Source organism: Pseudomonas sp. MM211, from assembly GCF_020386635.1.
Taxonomy (GTDB): Bacteria; Pseudomonadota; Gammaproteobacteria; order Pseudomonadales; family Pseudomonadaceae; genus Aquipseudomonas.
In genome coordinates, this window is sequence record NZ_CP081942.1 from 1,617,394 (window position 1) to 1,637,389 (window position 19,996).

Below are 19,996 nucleotides of genomic sequence, written 5' to 3' on the forward strand. Positions count from 1 at the left end.
TTGCTGCGACAAAAGGCAGGAAACAAAAAGCCCGCTGCCAGCGTGAGCCAGCAACAGGCTATAAATTGTGACTCCCCAGCGTGCCGCTGTCGGTTTGGCCCTTGAACCCGAAAGTTCAAGGTGGAGGTTGCAGGAAACCTTAAGGCTTTCCGTCGAGCGGACATGCACACCGGCATCAACTGACAACCCCCAGGGTTGTGCGTATCGGCTCAGGGACATCACCAACTGGCGCACACTCCAGGGAGCTGCGGCGAGTATAACGCAAAGTGACGACCGTTGGTCAGACGCCACGGCCATCGGCATCATCGACCAAGGCATTGTCGACCCGCCCAAGCAGGTCACGTACGTGATCGCGGCTCGCAGTGGCCTGCTGATCCAGGTGTTGCTGTTTGTGCAGCAAGTCGTGGGTGATATTCAACGCGGCCATCACGGCAACGCGGTCGGCGCCGATCACTTTGCCGCCGCTGCGGATCTCACGCATCTTGCCGTCCAGGTAGCGGGCGGCACTTTGCAGGTTGCTGCGCTCATCTGCAGGGCAGGTGATGCAATATTCTTTGTCTAGGATCTGAACGGTAACGGTATTCGATTGGGTCATGAGTCCTGCTCCAGGGCCTTAAGGCGCGAAATCATCGATTCGACCTTGTGCCGAGCCATTTCGTTCTTTTCGATCAGATGAGCGCGCTCTTCACGCCAAGCCTGTTCACTCTCTAGCAAGAGACGGTTTTGAGCCTTGAGGCGCTCGACGCGCTGGATAAGCAACTCCAACTTGGCCGTCAGGGCTTGTAAATCGGCGTCTTCCATTGGCTCTCGCTTTGGCATGTTCAGAGTGTATAGGCGCGTCGGCAGAGGAGTAAAAACCCGTTGATGGTCTTGGCGCGTCTGCCGATGCTAGGATACAAGCCCTCTATTCTAGTGATTGCGCCTCTTGGCGCCTAGTGATCGATGCCGACTTCCAGTTCTCCCTACGCTGCATTCGCCACCTTGCTCGCCAGTGGTGGTTCCTCTGTTTCTCCTGCCGAATTGCATGGCCTGCTGCTGGGCCGCAGTTGTGCGGGTGCCGGCTTCGAGGCCGGCCCTTGGCTGGTCGATGCCATCGAACTGCTCGGCAGCGAGCCGCCGGACAACGTCCGCCAGGCGCTGATTGGCCTGCAGGAGATGGTTCGTGGCGAGTTGACCGGTGACGATGTCACCGTGGTCTTGCTGCTGCCCTCCGACGAAGCCCCGCTGGCCGAACGTGCCGCCGCTCTAGGCCAATGGTGCCAGGGCTTCCTCGGTGGTTTCGGTCTGACCTCTGGCGATGCAGCGCTGAGCGGCGAAGCCATGGAAGTGCTGCAGGATTTGTCCGCCATCGCTCAGGTGCAAAATGCCCTGGATGAGTCCGAGGACGGCGAGAACGATTACATGGAGGTCACCGAGTACCTGCGTGTGGCGCCGTTACTGCTGTTCTCCGAATGCAACAAGCCGGCTGCCCCAGCGCCGAAGCCTTCACTGCACTGATCCCGCCCCTTATTCGACTGATCGGAACCTAGCCTGCCCATGACCAGCATCTCCAAAGCGGAATACGCCCGTCGACGCAAGGCGCTGATGGCGTTGATGGAACCCAACAGCATCGCCATTCTGCCGGCGGCGCCTGTGTTCATCCGCAACCGTGATGTTGAACATGTGTATCGCCAGGACAGTGATTTCCAGTACCTGTCCGGCTTTCCCGAGCCCGATGCGGTGATCGCGTTGATTCCCGGTCGTGAGCACGGCGAATACGTGCTGTTCTGCCGTGAGCGTGATCCCGAGCGTGAGCTGTGGGATGGCCTGCGTGCCGGTCAGGAAGGCGCCATCAGTCGCTACGGTGCGGACGATGCCTTTCCCATCGGCGATATCGACGACATCCTGCCGGGGCTGATCGAAGGTCGCGAGCGTGTCTATTACGCCGTGGGTACCAATCCGGAGTTCGACCGCCACCTGATGGAGTGGGTCAACGTGATCCGCTCCAAGGCGCGCCAGGGCGCCACGCCACCGAAAGAGTTCGTCGCCCTCAATCATTTCCTGCACGACCTGCGTCTGTACAAGTCGGCCGGGGAGGTGAAGGTGATGCGCGAAGCGGCGCAGATTTCCGCACGTGCCCATATCAAGGCGATGCAGGCCAGCCGCGCGGGGCTGTACGAGTACCACCTGGAAGCCGAGCTGGATTACGAATTCCGCAAGGGCGGCTCGAAGATGCCGGCCTACGGCTCAATCGTCGCGGCGGGCAAAAATGCCTGCATTCTGCATTACCGCGAGAACGACGCTGTGCTGAAGGACGGTGACGTGGTGCTGATCGACGCCGGCTGCGAGATCGACTGCTATGCCAGCGACATCACCCGTACCTTCCCGGTCAGCGGTACCTTCACGCCCGAGCAGAAGGCCATCTACGAGATTGTGCTGGCGGCCAACATGGAAGCCTTCAAACACATCGCGCCGGGTCGTCACTGGAACGAGGCGCATGAAGCCACGGTGCGGGTGATCACCGCCGGTCTGGTTGAGTTGGGCCTGCTCAAGGGCAATGTCGATGAGCTGATCGCCGCGGAAGCCTACAAACCGTTCTACATGCACCGCGCCGGCCACTGGCTGGGCATGGACGTGCATGACGTCGGCGAGTACAAGGTCGGCGGCGAATGGCGTGTGCTCGAAGTGGGCATGGCCATGACCGTCGAACCGGGTATTTACATTGCCGTGGATAACCAGAATGTCGCCAAGAAATGGCGCGGCATCGGCGTGCGCATCGAGGACGACGTCGTCGTGACCAAGACCGGTTGCGAGATTCTCACCGGCGACGTGCCCAAGGCCGTCGACGAGATCGAGGCGCTGATGGCCGCCGCCCGCGCGCAGGTGGCCTGAGGCCATGCTGCGGGTCGATCTGGCGATCATCGGCGGTGGTCTGGTCGGTGCCAGCCTGGCGCTGGCACTGCAGGGCGAGGCGCGCAAGCGCGGTTGGCGAATCGCTCTGGTCGAGCCATTTGCTCCCGGCGAAGGCTACCAGCCAAGCTACGATGCCCGCTCCACGGCACTGTCCTACGGCTCGCGGCTGATCTACGAAGATCTTGGCCTGTGGCCGGCGATCGCCCAGCACGCCACTCCCATTAAGCAGATACACGTATCGGATCGCGGTCGCTTCGCCGCCGCGCGGTTGAGTGCCGAGGAGGAAGGTGTTCCTGCCCTGGGTTATGTGGTGGAAAACGCCTGGCTCGGCCACTGCCTGTGGCAGGCGCTCGACCCTGAGGTGATCCTTTGGCGCTGCCCGGCCCAGGTCGAGCGGATGGAGGCGCTGCCGGATGGCTATCGCCTGACCCTCGATGACGAAAGCCTGATCGACTGCTCCCTGGCGGTACTCGCCGATGGCGGACGCTCCTCGCTGCGTGAGCAGTTGGGCATCACGGTGAATCAGCGGCCTTACGACCAGACCGCGGTGATTGCCAATATCACGCCTTCGCGGCCACACGCTGGCGAAGCCTTCGAACGCTTCACCGAGTCCGGGCCACTGGCGTTGCTGCCGCTGTCCGACAATCGCTGTGCGCTGGTGTGGACGCACCCGAGTGGCGATGTCGAGCGTCTGCTCAAGCTGGACGAACGGGCATTCCTCGCCGAGCTGCAGGAAGCCTTCGGTTATCGCCTCGGTGCGTTGCGCCAGGTCGGCGCGCGGGTGCCTTATCCACTGGTGCTGGTCGAAGCGGCCGAGCAGGTACGTTCCAATCTGGTGGTGCTGGGCAATGCCGCGCACAGTCTGCATCCGATTGCCGGGCAAGGCTTCAACCTGTCGCTGCGTGATGTGCGGGCCCTGGCCGATACCGTGCTGGCGAGCTCTGCGCCGCTTGGCGACCTGGCCACTCTGCAGCGCTACGCCAGTGCTCAGGCTGGCGATCAGGCCTTCACCGTTGGCTTCTCGGATCAGGTCACCCGGCTGTTCAGCACCGACCAGCCGCTGCTCGCCGCGGGGCGCAACCTTGGCCTGCTCGGTCTTGAATTGCTGCCGCCGGCCAAGCGCTGGTTCGCACGTCAGGCCATGGGCATGGGTACTCGCGGTACCCAGCGATGAACGCCCGCCGGCTGGCGCGCAAGGCTCGCCTGCTGCGCTGGGTCATGAATTGCTACCCGCCCTATCTGGGCGCTGGCGTATGGATTCGGCGCATCGCAGCGGATTTTCGTCAGGTCGACGTGAAGATGCGTCTGGGCTGGTACAACCGCAATTACGTGGGCACCCAGTTCGGCGGCAGCCTGTATTCGATGACCGATCCTTTCTACATGTTGATGCTGATGGAGAACCTGGGCCGCGATTACGTGGTCTGGGACAAGGCCGCCAGCATCGATTTCATCGCACCCGGCAGAGGCCCGGTATTCGCCTCGTTCGCCATCGACCAGGCATTTGTCGACGAGGTGCGTCAGCACACCGCTGCGGGTGAGAAGTACCTGCCCGAGTTGCAGGTGGAAGTCCGTGATGGCGATGGCACCCTGGTCGCACGGGTACACAAGACGCTTTACGTGCGGCTCAAGCCGCGCCTGCGGCAGGCAGCCTGAGGAATGGACCAAATGCATGCAGATCTGATCATCGTCGGCGCTGGAATGGTCGGCAGCGCCCTGGCTCTGGCGCTGCGCGAGCAGGGGCTGGATTGCCTGGTACTGGACGGCGGGCCGCTGCAGGTCGAGCCGTTCGATTGCAGCGCGGCCTACGAGCCGCGGGTCAGCGCACTGTCGATGGCCAGCCAGCGCATCCTCGAACGCCTTGGCGCATGGCCCGGCGTGCTGGCTCGGCGCAGTTGCCCGTACCGCGATATGCGCGTGTGGGATGGCAGCGGTACCGGCAGCATCCATTTCAGCGCTGCCAGCGTGCATGCCAATATCCTCGGCCATATTGTCGAGAACCGCGTGGTGCAGGACGCTCTGCTCGAGCGCCTGCACGCCAGCGACGTGCGCCTGCTCGCCGATGCGCGACTGGAGCGCTTGCGCCACTCCGGCGATGACTGGCTGCTGACCCTGGCCGACGGCCGCGAATTGCGCACCCCGCTGGTGGTCGCGGCCGATGGCGCCAACTCGGCGGTACGTCGTCTGGCGGGCTGTGAAACCCGCGAGTGGGATTACCTGCACCACGCCATCGTCACCAGCGTGCGCTGTGCCAATGCGCACCAGGCCACCGCCTGGCAGCGTTTCACCGACGAGGGCCCGCTGGCCTTTCTGCCCCTGGGCGAGCGCGATGGCGAGCACTGGTGCTCGATCGTCTGGTCGACCACCCCGGAGCAGGCTGCTGATTTGATGGCGCTGGCTGACGATGAGTTTTCCACAGCCCTGGGCCAGGCGTTCGAATACCGCCTTGGCGAGGTGCTGCACGTGGATCGCCGCCTGTGCATCCCGCTGCGCCAGCGCCACGCCAAGCGTTATGTCGAACCTGGGCTAGCGCTGATCGGCGATGCCGCCCACACCATCCACCCGCTGGCCGGCCAAGGCGTCAACCTGGGCTTTCTCGACGCCGCAGTGCTCGCCGAGGTGCTGGCGCAGGCAGCCGGGCGTGGTGAACGACTGGCCGACGAGCGCGTACTGAGCCGCTACGAGCGCCGCCGCATGCCTCACAACCTGGCGATGATGGCGGCGATGGAAGGCTTCCAGCGGCTGTTCCAGAGCGACTCGCTGACGCTGCGCTTGCTGCGCAACACTGGCTTGGGAGTGGTCGATGGCCTGGACGAGGCCAAAGCGCTGTTCGTGCGCCAGGCACTGGGCCTGAGCGGCGATCTGCCGGATCTGGCCAGGGCCCGCTAAGCGCTGCACGGGGCGTTCAGGCCTTGCGTCATACCTGTGGCTGGAAGACAATGCGATGCATTATCATCTTTCGCCCTGGTGCTGCCATGTCCGGCACGGATCATTCCGCGTTGCATCTTCTCTACAGCGAACACAACGGCTGGCTCAAAAGCTGGCTGCGGGCACGCCTGGGCAATACCAGCGATGCTGCTGACCTGGCCCAGGACACCTTCCTGCGGGTGCTCAGTGCCCGTGACGTGCAGGCCATTCGCGAGCCGCGCACCTACCTGAGCGCCATTGCCCGCGCGCTGATGATCGACAAGTTCCGTCGCCAGGCCGTCGAGCAGGCCTATCTCGATGTGCTGGCACTGCGTCCGGAGCCGATGGACATTTCGCCGGAAACCCGTCTGCTGATCCTCGAAACCCTCACTGCGGTCGACGCCATGCTCGACGGTCTTGGCGAGCGCACGCGGCGGATCTTTCTGGCGGTGCAGCTGGAAGGGCTCAGTTATGTCGCCACCGGCGAGCGCCTGGGCGTGTCAGTGACCACGGTGAAGAAGCACATGATCCGCGCCATGACCCATTGCCTGTTGCTGATGGAAGACTGAGCCATGGATCGCCAGACCCTGGAAGCGGCCGCCACCTGGTACGTGCAGCTCAACGCCACGCCGCCGAGCGAAGCCGAGTGCAGGGCACACCGTGAGTGGCTGGCGCAGCACCCCCGGCATCGCCAGGCCTGGGCGCGGGTGGAGCGCTTGCAGCATCAGCTCGGCGGCTTGCCTGCCGATGTCGCGCTACCGGCGCTGGACGGCGTGCGGGCGCGCCGGCGTGTGGTGCTGAAGACGCTGGGCTTGCTGCTCGCCTCCGGGGCGGCGGGCTGGGCGTCTTTCGACCTCGCACCTAAGCAGGGCTGGCTTGCCGATCAGCGCACGGCTACCGGCGAGCGCCGCCACCTGCAACTGAGCGATGGCAGCGTGCTCGATCTGAATACCGCGACGGCAGTGGATATCCGTTTCGACGCCAACCTGCGGCAATTGCAGCTGCATCGCGGCGAGATACTCGTGCGTACCGCTGCTGATCCGGCCGGACGGCCCTTCGTGGTGCATACCGCGCAGGGCAGCGTACGAGCGTTGGGGACGTGTTTTAGCGTGCGCTGCGAGGGCGACAGCACTCAGGTTGCGGTGCTGGAGGATGCGGTCGAGGTACGTGCCGCCCGGCAGCCCAATCGGGCGGTGCGCATCGGTGCCAATCAACAGGTCGATGTCGAGGCCGCTGCGGTCGGTACACCCAGCGCATTGCCGCCGGGAGCGGGTGCCTGGGCCCAGGGCATGCTGACGGTGATCGACTGGCGCCTGGATGCCTTCATCGCCGAGTTGGCGCGTTACCGTCCCGGTTATTTGAAGTGTGCCGATGCGGTGGCTGGTCTGCGCCTGTCTGGCGCTTTTCGGATCGACGACACGGACATCATTCTGGAAAATCTGGGCGCCTCGTTGCCCATTCGGGTGCGTTACCTGAGTCGCTATTGGGCGCGTATCGAGCCTGCCTGAACTGTTTTGCAAAAAAATAGCTATTGGGGGTTGCCGATTTTCATTCTCATTCGGCCAAGCACATGAAGCGGTTTTGCATCACCGCGGATCTGCCCAGCTCATGACAAGGAAATGACCATGCCCCGCTTTCTCTCGCCGGCCAAGCCGATGGCCCGCGCCGTTCACCTGGCCCTGTTCGGGTTGACCTGCGCGTCGATACCTCTTCTCTTTGCAATGCCAGGCCAGGTTCTGGCGCAGGAGGCGGCGGTACAGAGCTACCGCATTGCCCCTGGCTCGCTGGGCACCGCGCTGAGCCAGTTCGCGACGGTCGCCGGGGTGACGCTTTCATTCGCAGCGGTGCAGACCGAGGGGCTGGATTCGCCGGGCCTGCAGGGCGACTACGGCGTTGACGAAGGGCTCGCGCGCCTGCTTCAGGGCAGTGGCTTGCAGGCCCAGCGCCAGGGCAACGGCAGCTATGTGCTGGTGCCGACCAGTCAAGGTCAGGGTAGAGGACTGGAGCTGTCCGCACTGAGCATTTCCGGCAAGGCGCCGGGGTCGACCACCGAGGGCACGGGCTCCTACACCACGGAGTCGTCCAGCAGCTCGACACGCCTGAACCTGTCCCTCAAGGAAACGCCGCAATCGGTTACCGTGCTGACCCGCCAGCGTATGGATGACCAGAACCTCGACAGCCTGACCGATGCGCTGGATGCCACCGCTGGCATCACCGTGATTCGCGAAAGCCTGGGCGCTGACAGCACCACCTATCTGTCGCGCGGCTTCGCCATCCGCAACTTCGCCATCGACGGCGTACCGACGTCGGCGGGCATGGACAACTACACCCAGAACACCGCCATGTACGACCGGATAGAGGTGGTGCGTGGCGCAACCGGGCTGGTCAGCGGCCTGGGCAACCCGTCTGCGACCATCAACCTGATCCGCAAACGCCCGGGCATCGAGCCCAAGGTGCAGTTGTCGGCAGAAGCCGGTAGCTGGGATCGTTATGGCCTGGGTGTGGATGTCGGCGGCGCGTTGACCGAGAGTGGCAATGTGCGCGGGCGTTTCGTCGTCGATCACAAGGATCAGCATGCCTGGATCGACCGCTTCAGCCAGGAGGTGAGTACCTTGTACGGCATCACCGAGCTGGATCTGAGTGAATCCACCCTGCTGACCCTGGGCTTCAGCCATCAAACGACCAACAGCAACGCACCGATGCGTACCGGCTTTCCGCTGTTCACCACCAGCGGCGAAAGAACCGACATCAAGCGCTCGTTCAACAGCTCGCCTGACTGGACGTACTACGATCGCCAGCAGAGCACGCTGTTCACCTCCGTCGAACATCAGTTCGCCAATGGCTGGAGCGGCAAGGTGGAGTACAGCCACGCGCGCAACGATTACGACACCGTGGTCAGCTACATGGATGGCCTCATCAACCCGGCCACCGGCTCGGGTGCCTACATCATGCCGACCCGCTGGCAGGCGACCCCCGAGCAGGACAATCTCGACGCTTACCTCACCGGTTTCTTCCCGCTGCTGGGGCGTGAGCATGAGCTTATCGGCGGGGTGACCCTGTCGCGTCTCGAGGAGCGGGGAACCTCCAACTATGGCGGCTGGCAGCGTCCGGGCTCCGGCTATGCCGGCAGCATCGACAACATCTACGGCTGGGACGGCCAGGCGCCGAAGCCAGTATTCAACAAGATCGGTGAAAGCGACCTGACCGAAACCCAGTACGCCGCCTACCTGACGTCGCGCTGGCACCTGACCGATGCAGCCAGCCTGATCCTTGGTACGCGTGTGGTGGACTGGAATCGCGAAAGCAAAAGCCGCTTGTATGGCGGCGCCACCAGCAAAACGGAGCGCACCGAAACCGGCATCGTCATTCCCTATGCCGGCTTCGTCTACGACCTCAGCGACACCTGGACGGCCTACGCGAGCTACACGCAGATCTTCAACCCGCAGAATGCCAACATCCGCGACGTCAACGGCACACCTCTGGATCCTCAGGAAGGCACCGGCTACGAGCTTGGGCTGAAGGCCGACTTCTACGACGGGCGCCTCAATGGCAGCCTGGCTGTGTTCCGTGTCGAGCAGGACAACCTCGCAGTGGCTAACGGCAGCTTGCTGCAGCCCAACGGCTTCCAGGCCTACAAGGCGGAAAATGGCACCACCAGCGAAGGTGTGGAGCTGGAGGTCAATGGTGAGCTGGCCGACGGTTGGCAGCTCACGGGTGGCTACTCCTACAGCGTTAGTTTCAATGATGACGACAAACGTATCGTCACCGAGATCCCGCGTAACAGCGTCAAGCTGTTTACCAGCTATCGACTGCCGGGCGCCCTGGACAAACTCACCGTCGGCGGCGGCGTGAACTGGCAGAGCGAGAGTGGCTACGACCTCAGTTATGCGACCACGCAGAGCAGCTACGCGCTGGTCAACCTCATGGCCAAATACCAGCTCACGCCGGCGCTGTCGGCATCGGTAAACCTCAACAACCTGTTCGACAAGGAGTACCTCACCACCACGGCGGCAGGCTTGTATGGCGCGCCGCGCAACGTCATGACCAGCCTGCAATATAACTACTGATGAGGCGTCGAGTGCCCACGCTGACGTGGGCACTCGCTGTTCAGGGACAGCGGTAATATCTGGCAATGACCTAACGGTGTGCGTTGTAGATGCGAGTCACTATCATCCTCGCTCTTCCAACTCCAATAGGTCTCTGTCATGTCGGTACGCCGCGCGCTTCTCGCTGTTTTCACCCTCAGTACGCTTGCCAGCGCTGTGCAGGCGGCCGATGAAGTGGTCGTCTACTCCTCGCGTATCGACGAGCTGATCAAGCCGGTGTTCGATGCCTACACCGCCAAGACCGGGGTTGCGGTGAAATTCATCACCGACAAGGAAGCGCCGCTGATGGAGCGCATCAAGGCCGAAGGCGAGAACACGCCAGCGGATCTGCTGCTCACCGTGGATGCCGGCAACCTCTGGCAAGCCGAGCAGATGGGTATTCTGCAACCGATGAAATCCAGCGTTGTCGACGCCAACATTCCTGCTCAGTACCGCGCTACCAGCGGTGCCTGGACTGGCCTGTCGCTGCGTGCGCGCATCATCGTGTTTTCGCCTGAGCGTGTGAAAGATGGCGAGCTGACCACCTACGAAGCGCTGGCCGACAAGAACTGGGAAGGCCGCCTGTGCCTGCGTACCAGCAAGAAGGTCTACAACCAGTCGCTCACCGCCACGCTGATCGAAACCCATGGCGAGGCCAAGACCGAAGAGATCGTCAAGGGCTGGGTCAACAACCTGGCCACGGACGTATTCCCCGATGACAACTCGGTAATCAACGCCGTTGCCGCTGGCCAGTGCGACGTGGGCATCGTCAATACCTACTACTTCGGCCGCCTGCACGAGCAGAAGCCCGACCTGAAAGCCAAGCTGTTCTGGCCGAATCAGAGCGATCGCGGTGTGCACGTCAACCTGTCCGGTGTAGGCCTGACCAAGAACGCTCCGAATCCCGAAGCCGCTCAGAAGCTGGTCGAGTGGATGACCAGTGCCGAGGCGCAAAACATCTTTGCCGACGCCAACAAGGAGTTTCCGGCCAATCCGGCGGTGAAGCCATCTGCCGAAGTCGCCTCTTGGGGTGAGTTCAAGGCCGACAGCATCGCCGTGGAAGTGGCCGGCAAGCGCCAGGCCGAAGCTATCCGCCTGATGGATCGTGCTGGCTGGAACTGATCACTGACTGCTGTGCCTGAACGGGCCCTAAACCCACTCGTCAGACACTGGTAATTCGACGCCCCGGCCTGTCCGGGGCGTCGTGCTTTGCGCTTTCTAGGAGTTTGCGTGGCTCATCCCGCCCAGCGCCGCTGGTATCCCATCGCCTTTGCCGTGGCCCTGTTGGTGCTCATGCCCCTGCTGGTTCTGCTGGCCAGCTGGCACGAGGTGGATCGGCAGATCTGGTCGCACCTGTGGCAGACGCAACTGCCACGGCTGATCGGCAACACTCTGACCCTGGTGCTTGGCGTGGGCGTTGGCGTAACGGTGCTGGGCGTGAGCCTGGCCTGGCTGACCAGCCTTTGCGAATTCCCCGGGCGGCGCTGGCTGGACTGGGCGCTGATGCTGCCATTCGCCATTCCCGCGTATGTACTGGCGTTCGTGTTCGTCGGCCTGCTGGATTTCTCCGGGCCGGTACAAACCCTGGCGCGTGAATGGTTCGGCAGTGGCGTGCGGTTTCCGCGAGTGCGTTCCACCGGCGGGGTGATCATCGTTCTGGTGCTGGTGTTCTACCCCTACGTTTACCTGCTCGCGCGCAATGCATTCCTGGCCCAGGGTCGGGGATTGATGGAGGCGGCACGCACCCTCGGTCATTCGCCTTGGCAAGCTTTCTGGCGGGTCGCCCTGCCCGTGGCACGACCCGCCATTGGTGCCGGCCTGGCGCTGGCACTGATGGAGACCCTGGCCGACTTCGGCGCCGTATCGGTATTCAACTTCGATACCTTCACCACGGCCATCTATAAGACCTGGTACGGCTTCTACAGCCTGGGCAGCGCCGCGCAGCTGGCTTGCCTGCTGCTGTTCGCGGTGATGCTGGTGCTCTATGGCGAGCGGCGGGCGCGTGGTGCCGTGCGGCCTTCCGTCGAGCGACCGCGTAGCGGGGCGCTGTACCACCTTAGCGGCCTGCGCGCGTTAGCGGCCAGCGGCTGGTGCCTGCTGGTGTTCGCTTGTGCGTTCGTCATCCCGGTGCTGCAACTGCTGGTGTGGTTCTGGCAGCGCGGGCGCTTCGATCTGGATGAGCGTTACCTGGCGCTGATCCAGCACACCCTGTACCTGGGCGTGGCGGCGGCGCTGATCACGGTCGCCGTTGCGTTGTTGCTGGCGTTCTCCCGTCGTATGGCGCCGACGCGGCTGATGGGCGCCACCGTCGGCCTGGCTAACCTCGGCTATGCGCTACCAGGCTCGATGCTGGCGGTGGCGATCATGCTGGCCTTCAGCACCCTGGACAACGGGGTGGTCATCCCCCTGTCGACATGGCTGGGTGGCGCCGGTAAGGCATTGCTGCTCGGTAGCCTTGGCGCATTGCTGCTGGCCTACCTGATCCGCTTCCTGGCAGTGGCCTACGGGCCGCTGGAAAACAGCCTGGCGCGAATTCGCCCGTCGCTGCCTCAGGCATCGCGCAGCCTGGGCATCGGCGGCGTGCCGCTGTTCCTGCGCGTCTATCTGCCGCTGCTGATGCCCGGCGTCTTATCTGCGGCGTTGTTGGTGTTCGTCGACGTGCTCAAGGAGATGCCCGCCACGCTGCTGATGCGACCATTCGGCTGGGACACCCTGGCCGTGCGAATCTTCGAGATGACCAGTGAGGGGGAGTGGGCGCGAGCTGCTTTGCCGGCCCTGACGCTGGTGTTGGTTGGTTTGGTGCCGGTGATTCTGCTGATTCGCCGCTCCGCTCAGCGAATCGGATAAACGGTCGCCAGGCAGGTGCCTGGCCGGTTCGTGGCCTGTCCTGCAGGCTTTGTTACAAGGCCTGTCAATGTCCAAGATGACCGGCTCCGACCATGCGGCTACAATGCGCGCCATTCGCTGCGGCCCGCCATGCAGCCACTTCCAAAATCATCTGGAATGGCCCTATTTGCGCGCGCCACAGCCTTGCAACGCCCGGAAGGAGATCCCATGGGACAGCGCACACCTCTTTATGACCTGCACCTCGCCCTTGGCGCGAAGATGGTCGATTTCGGCGGCTGGGATATGCCGCTGCACTATGGCTCGCAGGTCGAAGAGCACCATCAGGTGCGTCGTGACTGCGGGGTTTTCGACGTCTCCCACATGACCGTCGTCGATGTGTTGGGTGACGAAGCCCAGGCCTACCTGCAGAATCTACTCGCCAATGATGTGGCGCGTCTGCAGGTGCCGGGCAAGGCGTTGTACAGCGCCATGCTCAATGAAGAAGGCGGTGTGATCGACGATCTGATCGTCTACCTGCTCGATGCCTCCAGTGCGCCGACCTACCGGCTGGTGGTCAATGCCGCGACCCGCGACAAGGATCTGGCCTGGATGCGCGCGCAGAGCACCGACTTCGCCGTCGAACTGCGCGAGCGTAGCGACCTGGCGATGCTCGCCATCCAGGGCCCCAAGGCCCGCGCCAAAACCATTGAATTGGTGAGTCAGGCGCGTGCCAGCCTGATTCACGAGCTCAAGCCATTCCAGGGGCTGCCCGATGGCCAATGGTTCATCGCGCGTACGGGCTACACCGGTGAGGATGGTCTGGAAATCATGTTGCCGGCTGGCGAAGCGGTGGCCTTTTTCAATGACCTGGTCGGCGCGGGCATTTCTCCGATCGGCCTGGGTGCACGCGATACCTTGCGCCTGGAAGCCGGCATGAATCTCTACGGTCAGGACATGGACGAGCAGGTTTCCCCGCTGGCCGCCAACCTGGCCTGGACGGTGGCCTGGGAGCCAGCCGAGCGCGCTTTCATCGGCCGCGAGGCGTTGCTGCGTCAGTATCAGGACGGCTCGCACTCACGCCTGGTTGGCGTGGTGCTCGAGGAACGTGGCGTGCTGCGAGCCCACCAGGTGGTGCGGGTCGATGGCGTGGGTGAGGGTGAAATTACCAGCGGCAGCTTTTCGCCTACTCTGGGCAAGTCCATCGCCTTGGCCCGTGTGCCGGCCAAGACGGGGGATCGCGCCGAAGTGGAAATCCGCGGCAAGTGGTACCCGCTACGCGTCGTGCAGCCGAATTTCGTACGCCACGGCAAAGTGTTGATCTGATACGGTCATTACATGCGAGCGGCTGGATGCAACCTGTGCGCACCTGCTAAATTTCCCTGACGGCGCGGTCGCCGTCCTGTCTGATGAGGAACGACAACATGAGCTCTATCCCCGCCGATCTGCGTTACGCCACCAGCCACGAGTGGGCGCGACTGGAGGCCGATGGCAGCGTAACCGTGGGCATTTCCGATCATGCTCAGGAAGCTCTGGGCGATGTGGTGTTCATCGAGTTGCCGGAAGTCGGCAAGGTACTGGACGCTGGCCAGGAAGCCGGTGTGGTGGAGTCGGTGAAAGCCGCTTCCGACATCTATGCGCCGGTTGGCGGTGAAGTGATTGCAATCAACGAAGCACTCGCTGACAGCCCGGAAAGCGTCAACAACGATCCGTACGGCAGCTGGTTCTTCAAGCTGCAGCCTAGCGACGCCGCGCAACTGGAGAAGCTGCTCGACAGCGCTGGTTATGAGGCGAGTATCGACGGCTGAGTCGTCAAGGCTGTATAGAAGCTGTATAGAAAAAGCCGGCTATCGAGCCGGCTTTTTTTATCACTGCTGGGCAGTGAGAATCGCGGTGGCCAGCTCCAGATCGCTGGCTTGCAGATCAGGGTGATCCGCACGGATCTTCTGCAGTGCCGCTTCCAGATACGGGCCACGGATCTCGCCATTGCTGGCGATGTAGCTGCTGGCATCATCCTGCGCAGGGATGACCATCTTGTTGTCCTTGAACGTCAGGTAGGTCGACGCAGTGGTCGCACCCGACGACAGGATATCGCGCAGGTTAGCGGAGAACGCCTGAGAGGATGCGGCAAGGAACAGACCAGCGAACAGCAACGAACTTAAACGGCGCATAGCAGTAACTCCTGTTTGTTTTCCTACTGCTTAGGAGTGCACCGCTACGTGACTGGTTCCACCGTATTCTCGTTATAGGAACCTGCGCACAGCGCAGGCCTTGTGAGTGAGTCGCTTCAAGTGTCTGGCGCGCGCACTTTGAGCAGAACGCCATCCTGGCCAATCACTTCGACCAGGGTGCCGACTGGCATATCCGGGCCAACTACCAGCCACAGCGAATCGCCGGCCTTGATCTTGCCGCGACCACCGGCAATGGCTTCGTGCAGCACGAACTGTCGTCCTTGCAGCTCGTGGCCGCGGTTGTTCAGGCCCGGTTGCTCGGAGTTTCCGCCAGCGCTGCTGCGCTGCCGACGCCACCAAAACACGGCGGTAAGCACGGAAAGGCTGCCAAACACAATGAATTGCAGCGCCCACGGGGTATCCGGAATCACGTAGGTCAATACGCCAACACTGGCAGCGGCCACACCAATCCACAGCAGGTAACCACCAGCACCGAACACCTCGAGAATCAGCAGCACGGTACCGAGTGCCAGCCAGTCCCAGAACGTCAGGTTCTGCAGATAAGCCAGCATGACTCAGGCCTTCTTGTCGGCAAAAGTGGCCTTGACGATCTCGCCAATACCACCGATTGAACCGATCATCTGGCTGGCTTCCAACGGCATCAGAATGACCTTGCTGTTGTTGGCACTGGCCAGCTTGCCGAGGGCGTCGATGTACTTCTGAGCGACGAAGTAATTGACCGCTTGCACGTTACCTTCGGCAATCGCCACGGAAACCACGCGGGTTGCCTCGGCTTCTGCAGCGGCAGCACGTTCGCGTGCTTCTGCTTCGAGAAATGCGGCTTGCCGCTCGCCCTCGGCCTCGAGGATCTGCGCCTGTTTCTTGCCTTCGGCAGTGAGGATGGCCGCAGCACGCAGGCCTTCGGCTTCGAGGATTTGCGCACGCTTGATACGCTCGGCCTTCATCTGGCCAGACATGGCGGCCATCAGGTCGGCAGGCGGGCTGATGTCCTTGATCTCGATCCGGGTGATCTTGATGCCCCAGGGCGCGGTGGCCTCGTCGACGGTTTTCAGCAGCTTTTCGTTGATGCCGTCACGCTGGCTGAGCATGGCGTCCAGCTCCATGGAGCCGAGCACGGTACGGATGTTGGTCTGCAGCAGGTTGCGAATGGCGTGTTCGAGGTTGTTCACCTCGTAGGCTGCCTGGGCTGAGTTGATCACCTGGAAGAAGCACACCGCGTCGATCTGCACCGTGGCGTTGTCGGCGGTGATGACTTCCTGAGGCGGAATATCCAGCACGCTTTCCATGACGTTGAGTTTGCGGCCGACGCGATCCATCACTGGCACGATGATGTTCAGGCCGGGCTTGAGTGTGGTCGTGTAGCGTCCAAAGCGCTCGACCGTCCACTCCGACCCCTGGGGGACGACTTTGAAGCCCATGAATACAATGGCGAATGCCAAACCAACGAAGAGGAAAATGACTGCGGTACCGATTTCCATAAAAAGAAGATCCCTGTTGAATGTCTATTCGAATGGGCTGCAAGCGTACTGGAGATTGCGTTGCAATGATGCGGACTTAGAGTTCGAAACGTTTCACGGAGGCTTGCACCGCCTCGGCTGAGTTGTCCATGTGCACCAACATGGCGGCCAGATCCTGCATGGCCAGGTTGTTACGTTGGGCCACCTCGCTGATCATCTCCACCCGTTCGGCAACCTCGTTGCTGGCCTTGGATTGTTCGGTGATGGTGTGGGAAATCTCGTCGACCATCTGCGCCGAGCGCTGTACGCCCTGGCGAATTTCGTTGATCGAGGTGCTGGCCTGCTGCGCCATGCCGACGCCGTCGTTCACCCGGCTGACCCCTGAGTCCATGCTCTTCACCGCCTGAGCCGTAGATTCACGAATGCGCTGAATCATGCTGGTGATTTCCTGGGTCGATTGCGCGGTACGCGCTGCCAGGCTGCGCACTTCATCGGCCACCACGGCAAAGCCGCGGCCTGCCTCCCCGGCCCGTGCCGCTTCGATGGCGGCGTTGAGCGCGAGCAGGTTGGTCTGCTCGGCGATGCCTCTGATCACCTGGATGATCGAGTTGATTTCCTCGGATGACTGACCCAGTGCCGTAATGGTCTGCGAGGACTGATTGACCGCGTCGGCAATCTGATTCATGCCGTCTACCACCCCGAGAATGACCTGCCCGCCACTGTTGGTCAGGTGCTCCGACTGTTCGGAGATGTCGCGTGCGCCGCGTGCGTGATCGGCGATCTGCGCGATATTGCCAATCATCTGCTCCATGGCAGCGGCCATGCTGGTCGCGCTGTCTGCTTGCTCGGTGGCACCTCTGGCCACCGAACTGGAGGTTTGGCTGAGGCTCTGGGACGTTTTGCGCAGCTCTTCACTCTCGGTGCGAATCGTCTCGATCATCTTGCGCAGGCTGAGCTGCATATCCGCCAGAGCTTGTTGCAGTTGGCCGGCTTCGTCATGGCTGTCGACGCTGATGGTGGTGCTCAGGTTGCCCTGGGCCATGGTGCGCGCGGCGTGGATGACCTTCGCCAGGGGCCGCAGCACTGACTGCAGCAGACGCCGGGTGATCCACAGGATCAGCAGGCACGCCAGGCCCAGACCAGTCAGTTGCCACCATAATGCTTTGCGCACCATGGCTTCGCTGTCGGTTCGGGTCTGTGCCACGCTGGCTTCTATCAGCGCGCTGACTGCTTCGTTGCGCACTTCCAGTTCGCTGAAGCTGCGCGAGAAGTCGGCCATCGACGCGCGTGCCGCGCCGGGGTCGACAAGCGCTTGCTCGACGATACGCGTGGCTGACTGGATGTAGTTTTCCAGCACCGGGCCGAGCTCATCGATGGCCTTGCGAGTGTCGGCAGCCAGCGGCAACTTGCCGTTTTCTGCCATCGCCTGGCGAAAACGCTCACTGTGCTCTTTCAGCTCATCACGCACTTGGGCGGCCGCAGCGCTGTCACCGGGAGTGGTGAGGAAGGCCCCCAGCACATCGGCGCGAAGGGCATCGTGCATCATGTCGCCGTCCATGTGATTGCGCAGCGCGTTGGCATTCACTTCGTTGGCGACCAGCGCGTTGCCCAGCAGCGCCTGACCCCAGAGGCCAATGCCTCCCACCAGAAGCGTGGCAATGATGCTGACAGCTCCGCAGGCAAGCATCTTCTGGCGGATGTTCATGGCGCCGCTCCTGGCTGAGTCGGGCCCGATGGGCCCGTTCAGCGGAGATTAACGCTGCTCGCTTTGCGGTGTCACGCGCAACACTTCCTCGATGGTGCTCTGACCTGCGGCGACCTTTTGGGCTCCGGACAAACGAAGGCTGCGCATGCCGTCCTTGAAGGCCTGGCGGCGCAGCGGGGTCAGGTCGGTATCGGCGCTGATCAGCGGTTTGAGGCTGTCGTTCAGCACCATGATCTCGTACACCCCGGCACGCCCGCGGTAACCGGTTTCCCGGCACTCCACGCAGCCCACGGCGCGGTGCGCGCCGGTTGGCAGCGGTGCGTTCCAGGGCCGGGTCAGCTCTTGCCAATCCGCCTCGTCGAGCTCCAGGGGCGCCTTGCAATGCGGGCACAGCGTACGCACCAGACGCTGGGCCATGACGCCGAGCAGGGTGGCCTTGAGCAGATAATGCGGCACGCCCAGTTCAAGCAAACGAGTAATGGCGCTGGGTGCATCGTTGGTATGCAGGGTCGACAGCACCAGGTGGCCGGTGAGCGCCGCCTGAATGGCCATCTCGGCGGTTTCCAGGTCGCGGATCTCGCCGACCATGATAATGTCCGGATCCTGACGCATCAGTGCGCGCACGCCGCTGGCGAAGGTCAGATCAATGTTGTGTTGCACCTGCATCTGGTTGAAGGCGCCCTCGATCATCTCGATGGGGTCTTCGATGGTGCACACGTTCACCTCGTCGGTCGCCAACTGCTTGAGCGTGGTGTACAGCGTGGTGGTCTTGCCCGAGCCGGTGGGGCCGGTAACCAGAATGATGCCGTTGGGCTGGCTGGTCATGCTTTCCCAGCGCTTGAGGTCGTCCGGGCTGAAACCCAGCTGGTCGAAACCACGCAGCAGCACGTCCGGGTCGAAGATACGCATTACCATCTTTTCGCCGAAGGCGGTCGGCAGGGTCGACAGCCGCAGTTCGACCTCGTTGCCGGCGGGCGTTTTGGTTTTCACGCGGCCGTCCTGGGGCTTGCGCTTTTCGGCGACGTTCATCCGCCCCAGCGTCTTCAGGCGGCTGACGATGGCCATGGTCACCTGAGCCGGGAACTGGTAGACGGTGTGCAGTACGCCGTCGATGCGAAAGCGTACGCTACCCTGTTCGCGTCGCGGCTCGATGTGGATGTCACTGGCGCGCTGCTGGAAAGCGTACTGGAACAGCCAGTCGACGATGTTCACCACGTGGGCGTCGTTGGCGTCCGGCTCCTGATCCTGAGCGCCGAGGTTGAGCAGTTGCTCGAAGTTGCCGACGTTGCTGATCTTCGCATCGCTGTTCGTCGCGCCGCTGACCGAGCGGGCCAGGCGATAGAACTCCACGGTGAAACGCTGGATATCCGCCGGGTTGGCCACTACGCGCTTGATCGAGCGCTTCAGCACGTGGGTGAGGTTGGCTTCCCAGCCGTGCATGAAGGGCTGGGCGCTGGCGATGGTCACCGATTCGGCGTTCACCGCGACGGCGAGGATCTTGTGGCGCTGGGCGAAGGCATAGGACATCAGCGGCGTGACCGCGGCGGCGTCTATCTTCAGTGGATCGATGCGCAGGTAAGGCTGCCCAGCCTGCTGCGCCAGCCATTGCGTCAGCCCTTCCAGATCCAGTTTGCGGCCCGCACGCGTCAGATCGTCGAGTTGCTGGGCTGCCAGAAACTCCAGCGGATGCAGATCGTTATTGGCACCGTTGCGGCGGATCGCCAGGCATTGCTCAGCGCTCTCCTGAGCGATTCGCCGCTGAGCGACCAGTTCGCGCAACAGCTCGTTGAGATCCAGCAGGCGGTCGGGGGCTAGAGGCGAGAGGCTGGACATGCGGGCTCCTGAGAATCCGGTAAAGGGTGTGCTCCGTGCGGTCAGTCAGCATGCCTGATTGCGGTGACGTTGACTAAGCGCCGGTTCAAAGCTTGAGCAGGCTCT

Annotated in this window: 19 protein-coding genes, 1 other RNA gene and 1 pseudogene; 12 read left to right on the plus strand and 9 right to left on the minus strand. The window is 62.7% G+C overall.

The genetic code is table 11. The annotated features are described in order from the left end of the window. Window positions 1-68: 68 nt before the first annotated feature. The 3 genes from ssrS to K5Q02_RS07285 form a co-directional block, all read right to left on the minus strand. Window positions 69-247, minus strand: a non-coding RNA gene (ssrS, locus tag K5Q02_RS07275) — 6S RNA. Between the two features lie 33 nt (window positions 248-280). Next, complete coding sequence (locus K5Q02_RS07280) at window positions 281-595, minus strand: cell division protein ZapA (RefSeq protein ID WP_225837836.1); 315 nt, start codon at window positions 593-595, stop codon at window positions 281-283. Beyond that, complete coding sequence (locus K5Q02_RS07285) at window positions 592-801, minus strand: TIGR02449 family protein (protein WP_027908823.1); 210 nt, start codon at window positions 799-801, stop codon at window positions 592-594. Before K5Q02_RS07285 ends, K5Q02_RS07280 begins: the two co-directional genes overlap by 4 nt. 141 nt (window positions 802-942) lie before the next feature. Between K5Q02_RS07285 and K5Q02_RS07290 the strand changes: the two genes are divergently transcribed. The 12 genes from K5Q02_RS07290 (at window position 943) to gcvH (ending at window position 14,512) form a co-directional block, all read left to right on the plus strand. Then, a complete protein-coding gene (locus tag K5Q02_RS07290) occupies window positions 943-1,497 on the plus strand; it encodes a YecA/YgfB family protein (RefSeq protein WP_225837838.1) in 555 nt (184 codons plus the stop codon). A gap of 39 nt (window positions 1,498-1,536) precedes the next feature. Continuing rightward, on the plus strand, window positions 1,537-2,871 hold the full coding sequence (gene pepP, locus K5Q02_RS07295) for a Xaa-Pro aminopeptidase (RefSeq protein WP_225837840.1): 1,335 nt from the start codon (window positions 1,537-1,539) through the stop codon (window positions 2,869-2,871). Between the two features lie 4 nt (window positions 2,872-2,875). Further along, window positions 2,876-4,066, plus strand: coding sequence for a 2-octaprenyl-6-methoxyphenyl hydroxylase (gene ubiH, locus K5Q02_RS07300; protein ID WP_225837841.1), 1,191 nt, complete (start codon window positions 2,876-2,878; stop codon window positions 4,064-4,066). Next, window positions 4,063-4,545, plus strand: coding sequence for a DUF4442 domain-containing protein (locus tag K5Q02_RS07305; RefSeq protein WP_225837843.1), 483 nt, complete (start codon window positions 4,063-4,065; stop codon window positions 4,543-4,545). Before ubiH ends, K5Q02_RS07305 begins: the two co-directional genes overlap by 4 nt. A gap of 12 nt (window positions 4,546-4,557) precedes the next feature. Next, on the plus strand, window positions 4,558-5,778 hold the full coding sequence (locus K5Q02_RS07310) for a 2-octaprenyl-3-methyl-6-methoxy-1,4-benzoquinol hydroxylase (RefSeq protein WP_225837845.1): 1,221 nt from the start codon (window positions 4,558-4,560) through the stop codon (window positions 5,776-5,778). 86 nt (window positions 5,779-5,864) lie between these two features. After that, window positions 5,865-6,365 carry a sigma-70 family RNA polymerase sigma factor gene (locus K5Q02_RS07315; RefSeq protein WP_225837847.1) on the plus strand — a complete coding sequence of 167 codons (501 nt, stop codon included), beginning with the start codon at window positions 5,865-5,867 and terminating at the stop codon, window positions 6,363-6,365. A 3-nt stretch (window positions 6,366-6,368) separates the two neighbouring features. Further along, window positions 6,369-7,304: a FecR domain-containing protein gene (locus tag K5Q02_RS07320; protein WP_225837848.1), complete on the plus strand. Its 936-nt coding sequence runs from the start codon at window positions 6,369-6,371 to the stop codon at window positions 7,302-7,304. A 117-nt stretch (window positions 7,305-7,421) separates the two neighbouring features. Continuing rightward, window positions 7,422-9,863 (plus strand): TonB-dependent siderophore receptor, encoded by a 2,442-nt coding sequence (locus tag K5Q02_RS07325; protein ID WP_225837850.1) that lies wholly within the window; start codon window positions 7,422-7,424, stop codon window positions 9,861-9,863. A gap of 138 nt (window positions 9,864-10,001) precedes the next feature. Then, window positions 10,002-11,003 (plus strand): extracellular solute-binding protein, encoded by a 1,002-nt coding sequence (locus K5Q02_RS07330; RefSeq protein ID WP_225837852.1) that lies wholly within the window; start codon window positions 10,002-10,004, stop codon window positions 11,001-11,003. A gap of 108 nt (window positions 11,004-11,111) precedes the next feature. Continuing rightward, a complete protein-coding gene (locus K5Q02_RS07335) occupies window positions 11,112-12,728 on the plus strand; it encodes an ABC transporter permease (protein ID WP_225837854.1) in 1,617 nt (538 codons plus the stop codon). Between the two features lie 207 nt (window positions 12,729-12,935). After that, a complete protein-coding gene (gene gcvT, locus K5Q02_RS07340) occupies window positions 12,936-14,030 on the plus strand; it encodes a glycine cleavage system aminomethyltransferase GcvT (protein ID WP_225837856.1) in 1,095 nt (364 codons plus the stop codon). Between the two features lie 98 nt (window positions 14,031-14,128). Next, entirely contained in the window at window positions 14,129-14,512 is a 384-nt protein-coding gene (gcvH, locus tag K5Q02_RS07345) for a glycine cleavage system protein GcvH (protein WP_131182187.1), read from the plus strand. A gap of 60 nt (window positions 14,513-14,572) precedes the next feature. Here gcvH and K5Q02_RS07350 read toward each other — a convergent pair whose 3' ends face one another. The 6 genes and pseudogenes from K5Q02_RS07350 to K5Q02_RS07370 form a co-directional block, all read right to left on the minus strand. Beyond that, window positions 14,573-14,875, minus strand: a complete 303-nt coding sequence (locus tag K5Q02_RS07350) for a DUF2388 domain-containing protein (protein ID WP_131182188.1) — start codon at window positions 14,873-14,875, stop codon at window positions 14,573-14,575. A gap of 116 nt (window positions 14,876-14,991) precedes the next feature. Further along, complete coding sequence (locus tag K5Q02_RS07355) at window positions 14,992-15,447, minus strand: NfeD family protein (protein WP_225837858.1); 456 nt, start codon at window positions 15,445-15,447, stop codon at window positions 14,992-14,994. Between the two features lie 3 nt (window positions 15,448-15,450). Then, entirely contained in the window at window positions 15,451-16,374 is a 924-nt protein-coding gene (locus K5Q02_RS07360) for an SPFH domain-containing protein (protein ID WP_225837860.1), read from the minus strand. A 76-nt stretch (window positions 16,375-16,450) separates the two neighbouring features. Next, window positions 16,451-17,314, minus strand: coding sequence for a methyl-accepting chemotaxis protein (locus tag K5Q02_RS24525; protein ID WP_442963992.1), 864 nt, complete (start codon window positions 17,312-17,314; stop codon window positions 16,451-16,453). Between the two features lie 42 nt (window positions 17,315-17,356). Continuing rightward, window positions 17,357-18,058, minus strand: a pseudogene (locus K5Q02_RS24530) (methyl-accepting chemotaxis protein); the annotation flags it as partial. A gap of 48 nt (window positions 18,059-18,106) precedes the next feature. Continuing rightward, a complete protein-coding gene (locus K5Q02_RS07370; RefSeq protein ID WP_225837864.1) occupies window positions 18,107-19,891 on the minus strand; it encodes a GspE/PulE family protein in 1,785 nt (594 codons plus the stop codon). Between the last annotated feature and the right edge of the window lie 105 nt (window positions 19,892-19,996).